The 13,460-nt window shown below is 67.6% G+C and carries 12 protein-coding genes; 7 read left to right on the top strand and 5 right to left on the bottom strand.

What is annotated here, in order from left to right:
- The first annotated feature begins 74 nt into the window (after positions 1–74).
- From J7643_07085 to J7643_07105, 5 genes are read left to right on the top strand one after another with little or no spacing between them, the layout of a single operon-like run.
- On the top strand, positions 75–899 hold the full coding sequence (locus J7643_07085; GenBank protein ID MBO9540339.1) for a xanthine dehydrogenase family protein subunit M: 825 nt from the start codon (positions 75–77) through the stop codon (positions 897–899).
- Positions 883–1,419: a (2Fe-2S)-binding protein gene (locus tag J7643_07090; GenBank protein MBO9540340.1), complete on the top strand. Its 537-nt coding sequence runs from the start codon at positions 883–885 to the stop codon at positions 1,417–1,419. Before J7643_07085 ends, J7643_07090 begins: the two co-directional genes overlap by 17 nt.
- Entirely contained in the window at positions 1,409–3,679 is a 2,271-nt protein-coding gene (locus J7643_07095) for a xanthine dehydrogenase family protein (protein MBO9540341.1), read from the top strand. Before J7643_07090 ends, J7643_07095 begins: the two co-directional genes overlap by 11 nt.
- A complete protein-coding gene (locus tag J7643_07100; protein ID MBO9540342.1) occupies positions 3,676–4,524 on the top strand; it encodes an XdhC family protein in 849 nt (282 codons plus the stop codon). Before J7643_07095 ends, J7643_07100 begins: the two co-directional genes overlap by 4 nt.
- Positions 4,521–5,099 (top strand): nucleotidyltransferase family protein, encoded by a 579-nt coding sequence (locus J7643_07105; protein MBO9540343.1) that lies wholly within the window; start codon positions 4,521–4,523, stop codon positions 5,097–5,099. Before J7643_07100 ends, J7643_07105 begins: the two co-directional genes overlap by 4 nt.
- Before the next feature lie 41 nt (positions 5,100–5,140).
- On the opposite strand, the gene J7643_07110 is transcribed toward J7643_07105, so the two are convergent.
- The 4 genes from J7643_07110 to J7643_07125 all read right to left on the bottom strand — a co-directional run bounded on the left by J7643_07110 (position 5,141) and on the right by J7643_07125 (position 9,574).
- On the bottom strand, positions 5,141–5,905 hold the full coding sequence (locus J7643_07110; protein MBO9540344.1) for a MerR family transcriptional regulator: 765 nt from the start codon (positions 5,903–5,905) through the stop codon (positions 5,141–5,143).
- A gap of 127 nt (positions 5,906–6,032) precedes the next feature.
- Complete coding sequence (locus tag J7643_07115; GenBank protein ID MBO9540345.1) at positions 6,033–7,388, bottom strand: 5'-deoxyadenosine deaminase; 1,356 nt, start codon at positions 7,386–7,388, stop codon at positions 6,033–6,035.
- Positions 7,389–7,398: 10 nt separating this feature from the next.
- Entirely contained in the window at positions 7,399–8,322 is a 924-nt protein-coding gene (locus tag J7643_07120) for a DMT family transporter (protein MBO9540346.1), read from the bottom strand.
- Between the two features lie 85 nt (positions 8,323–8,407).
- The gene (locus J7643_07125) at positions 8,408–9,574 is read right to left on the bottom strand and encodes an acyl-CoA dehydrogenase (protein MBO9540347.1); all 1,167 of its coding nucleotides are present in this window, start codon (positions 9,572–9,574) and stop codon (positions 8,408–8,410) included.
- Positions 9,575–9,864: 290 nt separating this feature from the next.
- Here J7643_07125 and J7643_07130 point away from each other — a divergent pair, with 290 nt between their 5' ends.
- Both J7643_07130 and J7643_07135 read left to right on the top strand, forming a co-directional pair.
- Positions 9,865–10,044: a hypothetical protein gene (locus tag J7643_07130; protein MBO9540348.1), complete on the top strand. Its 180-nt coding sequence runs from the start codon at positions 9,865–9,867 to the stop codon at positions 10,042–10,044.
- Between the two features lie 145 nt (positions 10,045–10,189).
- Positions 10,190–11,077 (top strand): hypothetical protein, encoded by an 888-nt coding sequence (locus J7643_07135; GenBank protein ID MBO9540349.1) that lies wholly within the window; start codon positions 10,190–10,192, stop codon positions 11,075–11,077.
- Between the two features lie 12 nt (positions 11,078–11,089).
- On the opposite strand, the gene J7643_07140 is transcribed toward J7643_07135, so the two are convergent.
- On the bottom strand, positions 11,090–13,459 hold the full coding sequence (locus J7643_07140) for a DNA internalization-related competence protein ComEC/Rec2 (protein ID MBO9540350.1): 2,370 nt from the start codon (positions 13,457–13,459) through the stop codon (positions 11,090–11,092).
- Position 13,460: the final 1 nt, after the last annotated feature.

A 13,460-nucleotide genomic window follows, 5' to 3' on the forward strand; every position in this document is an offset into this window, starting at 1 on the left:
CGGTGGGGTGTAGGCATGCGGTCTGTTGCCTCGTGGCCTCCCCCAATGTGGTGCTGCTTGACGAGGAGTGGTGCATGTTCTACCAACCAAAGACGGTTGAGGAGGCGCTCGCAATCAAGGCTGAATTGGGCCTTGGCGCGCGCTTCGTGGCAGGCGGGACCGATGTGGTGGTCCAGATGAAGAAGGGGCGCCTCTCGCTTGAACGCGTGATCGACCTGAGCCGCCTGGGTGATCTAACCGAGGCCCGCCTCGAAGACGACGTGTGCTACGTCGGCGCTCTCTGCGCCCACCGCACCCTCGAAACCTGGCCCATCCCGGTGCTCGCTGATGCGGCCCGCCAGGTGGGCGGCCCGCAGATTCGCAACCGAGGGACCGTGGGCGGCAATGTCGGCACCGCAAGCCCCGCAGGCGACGTCTCGGTTGCGCTGCTCGCCTTGGACGCGTCGATCGACCTGATGAGCGTGCGCGGCACCCGGACCCTGCCGTTGCGCGAGTTTTTCGTCGGCGTCGGCAAGACGGCCATCGAGCCGGATGAGTTGATCGTCGGCTTCCGCTTCCGCCGCCCCAAGGCGAGCGGCTTCTACAAGAACGGCAAGCGTAACTCGGTCGCCATCTCGGTGGTTTGCGCCGGGGCCTCCGTGTGGGAAGACGGCTCGGTCGCCATCGCCCTGGGCTCGGTCGCCCCCACGCCCCTGCGCCTGACGGGCACCGAGGCGTTCCTGCGCGAGCGCGGCCTCGGCGCCGAGGCGATCGCCGAAGCCGCCCGCCTTGCGACCGAAGAGGTCCGTCCCATCACCGACCATCGCGCTTCGGCCGACTATCGCCGGGCGGTCTCGGGGATCGCCGTCAGCCGCTTGCTCACCCAGCTTCAGGGAGGTGCCCATGTCGCTCTCGTCTAACCCGTCCGTTCCCGCGAGCCTGGGCGACGACCAGGCGACGTACCCCTTGAGCTTCACGCTCAACGGCAAGCCGACCGAGGCCCAGGTCCACCCGCTTTCGACCCTGCTCGAAGTGGTGCGCGAGGACCTTCGCTACACCGGCACCAAGGGCGCCTGCCACGAGGGCGAGTGCGGCTCCTGCACGGTCCTGGTGGACGGTGTGCCCATGAATTCGTGCCTGATCCTGGCGCCTCAGGCCCAGGGCGCCGAGATCGTGACGGTCGAGGGCCTTGCCGACGGCGAGACGCTGGATCGGGTCCAGGAGGCCTTCCTCGCGTGCGGCGCGGTCCAGTGCGGCTACTGCACCCCGGGCCTGCTCATCTCGGCCAAGGCCTTCCTCGAAAAGTGTCCGGATCCCACCCCCGAAGAGGTTCGCAAGGGGATGGAGGGTAATATCTGCCGCTGCACGGGCTACATGAAGGTCGTGGATGCGGTGGTGCAGGCCGCCAAGTCGAGCAAGGGAGGCTGCCATGCTGAGTAACACCATGGGGCCGGTGGGCACCAGCGTCCGCCGCAACGACGCCCAGGGCAAGGTGACGGGTGAGACCCAGTACGGCGGGGACCTCGCGGGCCCCGACGCCCTGCACGTGGCGGTCCTGCGCAGCGAGCACGCTCACGCCGAGATCCTGGGCATCGATACGACTGCTGCCGAGGCCCTGCCCGGGGTGGTCGCGGTCTACACCGCCAAGGACGTGCCCGGCACCAACACCCACGGCCTGATCACCCGCGATCAGGAGCTGATCGCAAGCCGCTTCGTCCGCTACACCGGCGACGCGGTGGCCGTGGTGGTCGCCGAGACCGCCAAGATCGCTCACCGCGCTCTCAAGCTGATCAAGGTCGACTTCAAGCCCCTGCCCGGCGTCTTCTCGATCGACGAAGCGCTCGCCGAGGGCGCCCCCAAGGTCCACCCGGGTGGCAACGTGATGGCCCGCCAGCCCATCCGTCGCGGCGACGCCAAGTCGGCCATGGCGAGCGCTCATGTCACGGTTGAGGCCACCTACGAGACCCAGGCCGTCGATCACGCCTTCCTCGACATCGAGGCCGGCATGGCCTTCATGGACGGCGACGTCCTCACCATCCACGCCTCGGGTCAGTGGGTCCACGAGGAGCAGCGCCTGCTTGCGATCGCCCTCGGCCTGCCCCTCGAGAAGGTTCGCTGCGTGCAGCCTGCGACCGGCGGCGCCTTCGGCGGTCGCGAGGACCTGGGCATCCAGCTCTACCTGGCGCTCGCCGCCCTCAAGACCGGCCGCGTGGTGCGCCAGGATTACGACCGTGCCGAGTCCATGACCGCACGCCACAAGCGCCATCCCCTGCGCATCCACTACAAGCTGGGCGCGGACAAGGACGGTAACCTGGTCGCGGCCGACGTCACGGTCTATACCGAGAAGGGCGCTTACGCCTCGACCGGCATCGCCGTCATGCGTAAGTCCGCAAGCCACGCGACCGGCCCCTATCGCGTGCCCAACATCAACGTGGACGTGATCGGCGTCTTCACCAACCACAACCCCAACGGCGCCATGCGCGGCTTTGGCGCGGCCCAGATGGCCGTCGCCTACGAGGGGGCCATCGACCTCTTGGCTGACAAGCTCGGCATGGACCGCCTCGAGATCCGCCGCAAGAACCTCGTCCGCAACGGCGACATGGTCACGACCACCCAGATCGTGCCGGTGGCGACCGCCGTCGAGTGCATGGAGGAGGCCCAGCGCCGTATCGGCTGGGAGAACCGCAACTACGAGACCGGCAAGCCGCACCTCAAGCGCGGCTACGGCATCGCGACCATCTGCTTCGGTCTTGGCTACGGCGGCGGCTTCCCTGACGCCTCGCGCGCCAGGGTGCGCTTCGCCGAGGACGGCGTCCTCGAGCTCTACACCGGCGCGGTCGAGGTGGGCCAGGGCCTGACCACGGCCATGGCGCAGATCGCAGCCCAGGAGTGCGGCGTGCCGGCCGAGTCGGTCCGGGTCATCTGGGCGGACACCGCGCGGACTCCCGAGTCGGGCTCGAGCTCGGCGACCCGCCAGACCTACTTCACCGGCTCGGCGGTGCGCCTGGCCGGCGCCGAACTCAAGCAGCAGCTTCTGGACATCGCAGCCGCGATGACGGAAACCCACTGGGACGAGCTGACCCTCAGTAATGGCTTCGTGGTCGGCACGCACCTCGAACCGGGCCGTATCTCGGTGGCCGACGTGGTGGCCGAGGGCCGCAAGCGCGGATACTCCCTGGAGGCGTCGGCGCTCTTCAAGCCGAACACGGTGCGTGAGGGCGACGACGGCCTTTCGCCCCTCTCGTTCATCACCTACCTGTTCGGTAGCCACGCCTGCTCGGTCTTGGTGGACATCGAGACGGGCGAGGTCCAGGTCGAGAAGATCGTGGCCGTCCACGACGTGGGCAAGGCCATCAACCCGCAGCTCGTGACGGGCCAGATCGAGGGCGGCGTCACCCAGGGGCTCGGCATGGCCCTGATGGAAGAGGTCGTGCGCCGCGAGGGCAAGATCCTCAACCCGGGCTTCACCGACTACATCCTGCCCACCATGGTGGACGTGCCCGTGATCGAGGCGGTGGGGCTCGAACACCCCGACCTGGGCGGCCCCTACGGGGCGCGTGGCGTCGGCGAGCCTCCGCTCATCGGGACGCCGCCCGCGATCCTCGCAGCGATCGCGGATGCCATCGGCACCCAGGTGACGCAGCTGCCCGCGACCCCCGAGCGCGTCTGGCGTGCTATGCAGGAGAAGGCGAAGTCTTGAGCACCAGCCGGGAAACTCTCGAACACTTGCTTCCCTACCTGCAGGGCGACCAGCCGGTCGCGCTCGTGACCATCGTGGGGTCGAGCGGCTCGATCCCCAACGCGGTCGGGGCCAAGATGGTCGTCGACGCCGCTGGGAACCGGCTTGCCGGGACCATCGGCGGCGGCGAGATCGAACGGGAGGGCGAGCGCCTCGGGGCCGAGGCGATCGCCGCCGGCAAGAGCAAGATGGGCTCCTACCACCTCACGGAGAAGCACGCCCACGGGATCGGGATGATGTGCGGCGGGACGGTCCACCTCTTCATGGAGGTCTACGCCCCGGCCACGCGCCTGGTCCTGGTGGGGGCGGGTCACGTGAACATCGAGGTGGCGCGCTTCGCTCGCCATCTCGGCATCGCGGTGACGGTCATCGACGAGCGGCCTGAGTGGGCGAGCGTCGAGCACTACCCCGACACCGAGATCATCCCGTACCGCGCCGCCGAGGGGATGAAGCGTCGCGAATGGAAGGCGAGCGACTACCTCATCATCGCGACGGCCGACGCCGACACCGAGTCGCTGCGCACGGCCATCGACCTGCCCTGCCGGTACGTGGGGCTGGTCGCGAGCAAGCGCAAGACCGTCCAGATCCTCAAGAACCTGGAGGCCGAGGGCTTGGACCTGTCGGGGCTGAAGCCCAGGCTGCGATCGCCGGTGGGCCTCGATCTCGGCGGCAAATCGCCGGCCGAGGTCGCCCTCTCGATCGTGGCCGAGATCCAGGCCGATCGCAACGGGCGTGACGCGCGATCCCTCTCGTTCGTCGAGCGGATCGTCCCCAGGGAAAAATCCAAGGAAACGGCCGAGGCATGATCGCCCCTGAGCGCGTCGCGGCCGTCGTGACCGCGGCGGGCTTCTCGTCGCGGATGGGAAGCCCCAAGGCGCTGCTCGACTGGCATGGCAAGCTATTGTTGCAGCATCAGATGGATGCCCTGGCCGAAATCGGTCAGGTCGTCGTGGTCCTGGGCCATGAGGCCGAGCGCATTCATTCGCATCTGCGAGCCGGAGCTAACTGTCGGGTGGTGCTCAACCCGGACTATCCCGAGGGGCGGGCTTCTTCCCTGCGACGGGGATTCGAGGCGATCGCTGCCTCGCCCGAGGCCGTGCTCGTGATTGGTGTGGACCAGCCCTTCGCGCCCGAAACCCTCACGTCGCTCTTGGCGCAAATGACCGCCGAGACGACGATCGTTCTTCCGACCTCTGCCGGTCGCCGCGGGCACCCGGTCCTTTTTGCCGGGGCGTTGCTCAACGAGTTGCGAGGGATCACCGAAGAAGGCGAAGGCCTGCGCGCCGTTGTGCGGCGCCACCCGGTGCGCGAGGTGCCGGTGAACGATCCGTTCTGGGACCTGAACCGTCCCGAGGACTACGCTCGAGCCCTTCAAGCTTGAAAGCGCATCCCCCGCCCCATCAGGGGCGGGGGATGCGGGTATTACGAGCGCTTGGCTTCTTGCGCGTCGGCGTAGACGTGCATCGCTCGCTGCATGAACGCTGCCAGGCCGGGCTTCACCTTGTCGTAGGTCTCGGTGAAGCGAGGATCCGCGACGTACATGTCGCCGAGGCCGCGGAAGATCTCAGGGGTCAGGCTGTAGAAGCGCTCGTTGATCATCTGCCACCAGCGCCCCACGCCTTCTTGGACGATCGGATCCGCGGGGTCGCGGTCCATGAGCGAGGCGAGGTTCTCCGATATCGCTTGCAACTCGGTCTTGATGTCGAGCCAGTCGCCCTTGGTGTACTTGGCGCTGCGCTCCTCGCTTTCCTTCCAGGCGTTCGACTGGCCCCAGCGGGCCTTGGCCTCTTCGCGGTATTCGACGAGCTTGGAGTCGTTGAAGGCCTCGAACATCGCGTCGTTCTTCATTTGCTTCCCACTTTCGAGTGCGCCGATCGACTCGTCGACCGACTGGATGAGGGCATGGAGGCGGCGCTGTTTCTCAATCAGCAGTTGCTTGTGCGTGAGCAGGGCCTGCTTCCGGTCAAAGTCCGGACGATCGATGATTTGCTTGATCTCTTGCAGGCTGAACCCCAGTTCGCGGAAGAACAGGATCTGCTGCAAGCGTTCGAGTTCGTCATCCCCGTAGTGCCGGTAGCCCGCGGGGCTCACCGACGCCGGTTTGAGTAGGCCGATTTCGTCGTAGTGGTGCAGGGCGCGGGTGCTGACCCCTGACAACTCGGCGACGGCTTTGACGGTGTAGGTCATCTCGCTCACCTCCAAGAACGAAGCTAAGCTATCCCGTAACGTGAGGGTCAACCCTTCGCTTGAAAAAAAACGAACAGCCTGCATGCCGAAGCAAAACAGGCTGTCGTCACGGGCGATAGGGGGCCGACTAGCGGGCGCCGACCGTGCTGGCGCCGACCCTGCTCAGGACGCGAGCCAGGGCGTTCGGGACCTCGGCGAGGACCTCGGCCTCGTCGAAGGTGAGCAGCTTCGAGTCGCGGAAGACCATCCGACCGTCGACCATGGTCATGCGCACGTCCGAGGTGCGGGCCGCGTAGACCAGCTGAGAGTAGATGTTCTCATCGACGCTCGGCGCGATGTGCGCTCCGCTGAGGTCTACGGCGACCACGTCCGCGCGCTTGCCCACTTCGAGGCTGCCCAGCTCGTGCTCCTGGCCGATGGCCCGGGCCCCAGCGAGGGTGGAGAGCTCGAAGACTTGGGGCGCCGGCATGCTGGTCGGGCCGTGGATCGGCTTCTGGATGAGGGCCGCAAGGCGCATCTCCTGGAAGCCGTCCAGGTTGTTGTTGCAGGGGGCGCCGTCCGCGCCGATCGAAACGTGGATGTCGCGCGAGAGCAGATCGGGGATCTGGGCGATGCCCGAGCCCAGCTTCAAGTTCGAAGAGGGGCAGTGCAGGACCTTGGTGCCAGTGCGCGCCAGGATCTCCTTCTCGGCCTCGTCCAGCCAGATGCAGTGGGCCAAGAGCAGGTTGGGGCCGGCGAGGCCCAGGTGTTCGAAGTAGGCCACGTTGCGCATGCCGCGCTCGCGCATGACCAGCGCGATCTCGTCCTCGTTCTCCGAGGCGTGGGTGTGCACCAGCACGTTGTAGTGGCGGGCCGCGTCCCCCACCTTCCGCAGCAGCTCCTCGGTGCAGGAGACGGCGAAGCGCGGGGCGAAGGCGTAGCGGATGCGCCCTTCGTCGGCGCCGTGCCACTTTTCGAGCAGGCGGATGCTCTCGTCGAGCGACTCCTGGGTGTCCTCCATCAAGCTCGCGGGCACCCCGCCGCCCACGTCCATCATGACCTTGCCCACGTGGGCGCGGATCCCCGACTTCTCGATGGCGCGGATGGCGCGCTCGGTGTGGTGGACGGTCTCCATGTCCACGATGGTCGTGGTGCCGCCCCGCAGCAGCTCGGCGATGCCGAGGTAAGCGGAGGTCTCCAGCGAGTCGGGGTCGTGACCGCCCTCGTAGGGCCAGATCCGGTCCTTGAGCCAATCGAGCAGCAAGAGGTCGTCTGCCAGGCCGCGGAAGAGGGTCTGGCAGAGGTGGATGTGGGTCTGGATGAGCCCCGGGATCAGGGTGAGGCCCTGGCAATCGATCACCTGGGCATCGGGCGAAGCTACAAGCTCGGGGCCGATGGCCGCGATGCGGCCGTTCTCGACGAGCAGGTCGCCGCGGAGGATCTCGCGTCGCGCGTTCATGGTGACGAGGCGCGCGTTCTTGAAGAGGGTGGTCGAGCGTTGCATGGATTTCTCCCTAAGAGTGGCCGGTGGTGTCGAGAGCGGGCGCGATCGCCTTGGCGCGCCAGGGCACGAGATCGGAGGCGAGCCCCGCGATCACGAGGGCGATCCCTGCGGCCTGCAGCGGGGTGGGCCGCTCGCCGAGGACGACGAAGGCGGCCCCCAGGCCGAAGAGGGGGGTGAGGTAGGCGAAAGCGCCTGCCTTGGCTGCGGGCATCTTGGTGAAGCCCCAGTACCAGAGGGCGTAGGCCAGCGCGGTGCAGGCCACGGCGATGAAGAGGATCGCCCCCCAGGTAGAGGGCGAGAGGGTGCCGAGCACCCCGGGTAGCCGGGTTGCGGGCAGCAGCGGCAAGAGGCCGATCGTGACCGCCCACAGGCCGATGGCGAGCGAGAAGAGGGGTGGCACGGCCCGGTTGACGATCTTGCTGAGGATCCCGCCCAGGGCCATGAAGAAGGGAGCGCCGAGCAGGAGCAGAGGCCCCAAGAGCGAGGCGCCGCCCACGGCTCCTTTGCTCGCAACGACGAGGGCGACCCCCGCGAACGCGACCACCAGGCCGACGACCCGGCGGGCAGGGATGTGCTCGCCGTACACCAGGCGCGCCAGGATGGCGGTGAAGATCGGGCTGGTCGACACCAGGACGCCGGCGAGGCCCGCCGGGGTGCCCAGGCTCTGGCCGTAGGTCAGGCAGAGATTGAAGCCCGCGAGCCCCGAGAGGCCCGTCAGGAGCGAGAGCCCGAAAATGCGCGGGGTGAGGCTTCGGAAGTGGCGTCGGGCGGTGAAGAGGAAGGGGGTGAGGCAGAGGCTTGCGATCGCGAAGCGCAGCACCATGACCTCGGCGGGCTGGAGCTGTCTTAGGGCGATCTGGTTCGCGGTGTAGCTCTGGCCCCAGAGCAGGGTCACGGCGACCAGCGCGACGATGGAAAGCGCTTGAGCGTTCACGTTTGCCCCTTTGCAAACACGAGGACGGTCAAGCGCAAGGCCGGAAAGGGCAAGTGGTCGCCCTTCCCGGCCTTGCGCGTGCGGCTTAGAGCCCGATGTTGCGGGCGATGACGATCCGCTGGATCTGGCTGGTGCCCTCGCCGATTTCGCAAAGCTTGGAGTCGCGCATCATGCGCTCGACGGGGAAGTCCTTGGTGTAGCCGTAGCCGCCGAGGATCTGCACCGCGTTGTTGGTGACGCGGTTCGAGACCTCCGAGGTGTACAGCTTGGCCTGGGCGCCCTCGAGGGTGTGGGGCAGGCCGGCATCCTTGAGGCGCGCGGCGTGGTAGACCATCATGCGGGCCGCGTGCAGCTCGGTGGCGGCGTCGGCGAGCATGGCCTGGACCATCTGGAACTTGCCGATGGGCTGACCGAAGGCCACGCGCTCCTTGGCGTAGGCGAGGGCGGCCTCGTAGGCGCCGGTCGCGATGCCCAGGGCCAGAGCGGCGATCGAGATGCGGCCGCCGTCGAGGGTCTTCATGGCCTGCTTGAAGCCGGTGCCTTCCTCGCTGATCATCAGCTCGGCGGGGATGCGGCAGTTCTGGAACGAGAGGGCCGTGGTGGGCGACCCACGCATGCCCATCTTGCGCTCGTGCTTGTCGATGGCGAAGCCAGGGGTGTCGGTGGGCACGATGAAGCTCGAGATGCCCTTGTTGCCCTTGGACTTGTCGGTCATCGCCATGACGATGACGTACTTGGCGTGGGTGGCGTTGGTGATGAAGTTCTTGGCGCCGTTGAGGACGAAGTGGTCGCCGTCGCGGACCGCGGTGGTCTGCTGGCGGGCCGAGTCGGAGCCGGCCTGCGGCTCGGTCAGAGCCCACGAGCCCATGAACTCGCCCGAGGTCACGAAGGGCAGCCAGTCCTGCTTCTGCTTCTCGGTGCCGAAGTAGACGAGGGGCATGGAGCCCAGGCTGATGTGAGCGGCGTAGGAGAGACCGGTCGAGCCGCAAACCTTGGCGAGCTCTTCGACGGCCAGCACGTAGCTCAGGGTGTCGGCACCGGCGCCGCCGTACTCCTCGGGAACGGGCACGCCCATCAGGCCGAGCTTGCCGAGCTTGTCGAAGGTTTCCTTCGCGAAGCGCTCGGTCTCGTCGATCTCGGCGGCGATGGGGGCGACTTCGCGCTTGGCGAACTCGCGGACCATCTCCTGGAGCTGCAGTTGCTCGTCGGTGAGCCCGTACAGGTTGGTGGCCGAGTAGGGGCTGTTGAGCATCGTGGTGGCCATCGTGATCCTCTCTGTGCGATCTGCCGCCGAAGTCGCATCGGACGAGCAGCAGGGTCGGAAAACCGCTTAGGGCCTGAAACGGCGCGGCGCGTCCATTATAGGGGCCGGCGCGGCGTTTTTCAACCGAGAGATTAACCCGAGGTTAACCAGGTGTGGGCCTGGGGGGCGCTGGCAGGGCGCTTCTCAGGCCGGAGTTTCTCCATTTTGGCCCTGCGTCGGGCCCCCGTGCCGCCGTTAGGATCGCTCCAGATCGCCCGAATTCAAGGAGGGGATTCTCGATGGACCGAGACGCACGCCTCAAGATGGCGCTAGAGCTGACCCGTCTGGTCTGGGACCTCAGGACGCCCGAGCAGGCCGCTCGCGGGCGATCTGAGCACATCCTCGACGTCTTCGCCTCGTGCTACCAGCGGATCGAGGAGCTGGAGGTGCCTGAGCAGCCGGTCGTCCCGGCGGACTGAACCTCGTTCGACCTATCACCGCTTCATGCGCCAAATGGCTTACCGAGCAGGTGGTCATTTGGCGCATCTCGTGCGAGCAGGCCTGTGGCATCCTGGGGATTAACCAGGTGAATCGGCTTGCCCTCTTACGAGAAAGGAAGCGGCAATGTTCAACAAGCGATTTATGACGGTCCTGCTCGCCTCGACGGCCGTGGTTTCTCTGACCGCTTGTGCCGGTCTTCCCACGAGCGTTCTCGGTAGCCTCAACGCCCAGCAGACGGCGGCGGCCCGAGCGATGATCGATGATGCGATCGCTTCCATCCAGACGGACTCGGACATGACCCTCGCGGCGGCCCTCGCCGAGGATTCGAACCTCAAGATCCAGGCGATCGAGTTCGAGGCGGCGGCTTCGGGCTCGGCGGGCCCCCGTGAGCGCGATCGCTTCGAGCGCTTCAAGGAGCGCGCCAAGCCGCGCCTCGAGAAAGCCCGCGGCGCGATCCGCACCGCCGAGAAGGTCGAGACCCCGACCGAAGACGGCGGCAAGATCGTCAAGGTCACCATGACGGTCAACCACCGCAACGAGCTCCAGAGCCGCGTGGTCGAGCGGACCTACGATGCCGACGGCGCGCTGATCGAGGCCAAGGTGCACTTCGAGATGGAGCGCAAGAACGGCCTCAAGATGACGAGCGATCGCCACCGCAAGCTCGAGGCCGACGGCACCTGGACCGCCAGCTTCAAGAGCGTCATGACCCGCAAGGACGGCAAGACGAAGACCATCGAGTGGACCCGCGTCGAGGCCACCGACGGCAGCGAGACGGGCGAGGGCAAGATCACCCGCTTCGACGGCTCGGTCGTCACCATTACCATCACCAAGAGCGCCGACGGCACCGTGGTGACCAAGACGGTCGACTCCCGCGCCAAGGTGGACGCCGAGATCACCCAGCCCGACGCTGGGACCGAGGCGACGGTGACCGTGACCGATGGCGCCAACGGTCAGGTCGCGGCGACCACGACCGTGAGCAACACCGAGGCGGTGGAGCCCAGCGAGCAATAGCGCTCAAGCGCATCAACCGGGGACCGGGGCCGTCAGGCTCCGGTCCTTGCGCATGGTGGGCGCCTGCATGGTCTCGATGGTGTAGCGCCGACCATCGGTGCGCACGGTGATCGCGCCATCCCAGTCGGTCCGGTAGACGGGGCCGTGCTTTTGTAAGCGCGAGAGGGTCTCGGCGGCCGGGTGCCGGAAGGTGTTGCGCGCCCCCACCGAGATGAGGCTCGCCTCGGGGGCCACCGCTTCGAGAAAGGCCGCGCTCGACCCGTACCGGGAGCCATGGTGCGCCACCTTGAGTAGGGTCGCTGAGAGCCAGGGGCGTTGCTCGCGCAGCAGGCGCTCTTCGGCCTCGTGCTCGATGTCTCCCGCCAAGAGCATCTTGAAGGCGCCATGCCTGAGCCGCAGGACCACCGAGTTGTTGTTGTGGTCGGAGCGGGTGCCCGCAAGCAGGGGCCTGCCGGGCGAGAGCACGTCCAGGAAGACGCCCGGTTCGAGACAGAGCGTCTGGCCGCCTTCGGCCGAGCGCCAAGACACCCGGTGTGCGAGCAAGGTCGCGAGCAGCTGGTGGTGGCCACCCTCCTCGCTTGCTTGGCCGTTCTCCAAGACCTCTTCGCAGGGCATGGCCGAAAGGATCGTCTTGACGCCACCCATGTGGTCGGCATGGGGATGGGTAACGACGAGACCCGCCAGGCGTGTGACCCCCTGGCGGCGCAAGAACGGCACGATGGTCCGGCTGCCGGCATCCCCGCCCTCCCAGGTGGGGCCCGCATCCACAAGAAACCATCGCCCGCGCGGCGTCCGGAAGGCAATGGCGTCGCCCTGTCCCACGCTCAGAATGGTGATCATCAGCTCGCCTGCGCGGGGCAAACCCTGCCAGAGCACCAGCGCGATCGCTAGTCCGCCTGCGACCAAGCCGTGCTTGAGGCGCCCTCGCTTCGCGCCCTGGACAGCCCAGATGAGCAAGAGGTACATAGCGCTGCCGCCGAGCCATCCGAGCGGGATCAGGTAGAGGCTCGCGCCAGGCAGGACGTGGATTCCCTCGATGCAGGCCTGGAAGGCGCGCAAGAGGAGCCGCAGCACCTCGAAGGGGGGCTGGAGCCAGGGGCCGCCAAGGCCGAGCCCATGCGCGATCGCCGCCACCGGTACCAGGACGGCGCCTGTGTTGGTCAAGGCCCAGATGAAGCCCATGGCCGCGAGGTTGGCGCCAAGTGCCCAGGCCGAAGCCTGCCCGAAAACCGCCAGCTGCAGGGGCGTGACCCATACCAGCGCCGCGATCGAGGGGGCGAGGGCGTCTGCGATCGGCTTGGGCCAGCGCGAGAGAGCGGCATGGATGAGCGGCGCGGTGTCGAGCAGGGCGTAGGTGGCCAGAGCGCTGAACAGGAAACCGAGGTCGAGCAGGAGGCTCGGGGTGTGCAAGAGCATGCCCCAGACGGCGAGGGTGAGCGGCCAGAGCCGTTGGCTGCGCCGCATGGTGCCCCAGGCGAGCAGGTTTGCCATCGCCATGATGACCGCGCGCGTGATCGAGGGCGGCATCCCGGTCATCAGGCCGTAGACGAGGATGCCGCTGCCCGCGAACAGGACCGTGAAATGCCGCGGCAGGCGCAGGGTGCTGCAGAGCCACTTGAGAGCACCCAGCACGATCAGCACCTGCGCGCCCGAGACCGCGAGGACATGGGCGAGCCCCACGTCCCGGAAGCGCTCGGACAGATCGGAATCGACCGGCGAGGCGCCAGCGCCGAGCAGGAGGCTCCCGAGCAGGGCTGCCTCCTTTTGGGGCAAGTGCTGAGAGAGGGCGAAGAGAAGGCTGTCCTTGAGGGCGATCGCCATGCCGGTGAGGCTCCAAGGGGCCGCCTCGAGCCGGGACCAGCGCCGCGCGCTCAGGACTGCGAACAGGCCGCGCCGCGCCATGGCCTCGCGGTAGGATCCTTCCCCCGGGTTCATGGGCGGTTCGGGCCGGTAGAGCCCGCCTTCGAGCCGGATGCGCTCGCCGAGTCGAGGCCGCTTGCTGCCCGCGAGCCTGACCTGCACCCGGCCGCCAAGCCGAAAAGGGTAAGGAGACGTCATGCGCTCGGCGTCGAGCTCAAAGCGAACGCCGCTCGGCGTGGCGATGGGATCCGTCCGGACGCGGCCGGTCACGATCAGCCAGCGCATGGGCGCAAGCCTTGCGGCATCATCCGGCCCCTCGCGCGGGGTGCGAACCTGCGCCCAGCTTGCAGAGAGGACAAGCAGGCTCAAGGCGAGCAGCCCATGCCCAAGCAAGGGCCTCAGGTGCTTGCCTGCGAATCGCCACAGCCCGAACCCTGCGAGGCCGAGCAGGGGCCATGGTGTCTCCAGTGGCAAGAGGATCCCCAGGCACCAGCTCGCTAGCGCCAAGAGGGCCGTCGGCACC

It is taken from the genome of bacterium, assembly GCA_017744355.1.
GTDB lineage: Bacteria > Cyanobacteriota > Sericytochromatia > S15B-MN24 > UBA4093 > JAGIBK01.

Bases quoted from the DNA above. Each gene is read 5' to 3' on its own strand.
- J7643_07135 (MBO9540349.1), top strand. From the start codon at position 10,190: ATGTTCAACAAGCGATTTATGACGGTCCTGCTCGCCTCGACGGCCGTG.
- J7643_07090 (MBO9540340.1), top strand. From the start codon at position 883: ATGTCGCTCTCGTCTAACCCGTCCGTTCCCGCGAGCCTGGGCGACGAC.
- J7643_07125 (MBO9540347.1), bottom strand. From the start codon at position 9,574: ATGCTCAACAGCCCCTACTCGGCCACCAACCTGTACGGGCTCACCGAC.
- J7643_07105 (MBO9540343.1), top strand. From the start codon at position 4,521: ATGATCGCCCCTGAGCGCGTCGCGGCCGTCGTGACCGCGGCGGGCTTC.
- J7643_07115 (MBO9540345.1), bottom strand. From the start codon at position 7,388: ATGCAACGCTCGACCACCCTCTTCAAGAACGCGCGCCTCGTCACCATG.
- J7643_07130 (MBO9540348.1), top strand. From the start codon at position 9,865: ATGGACCGAGACGCACGCCTCAAGATGGCGCTAGAGCTGACCCGTCTG.
- J7643_07095 (MBO9540341.1), top strand. From the start codon at position 1,409: ATGCTGAGTAACACCATGGGGCCGGTGGGCACCAGCGTCCGCCGCAAC.
- J7643_07110 (MBO9540344.1), bottom strand. From the start codon at position 5,905: ATGACCTACACCGTCAAAGCCGTCGCCGAGTTGTCAGGGGTCAGCACC.
- J7643_07085 (MBO9540339.1), top strand. From the start codon at position 75: ATGTTCTACCAACCAAAGACGGTTGAGGAGGCGCTCGCAATCAAGGCT.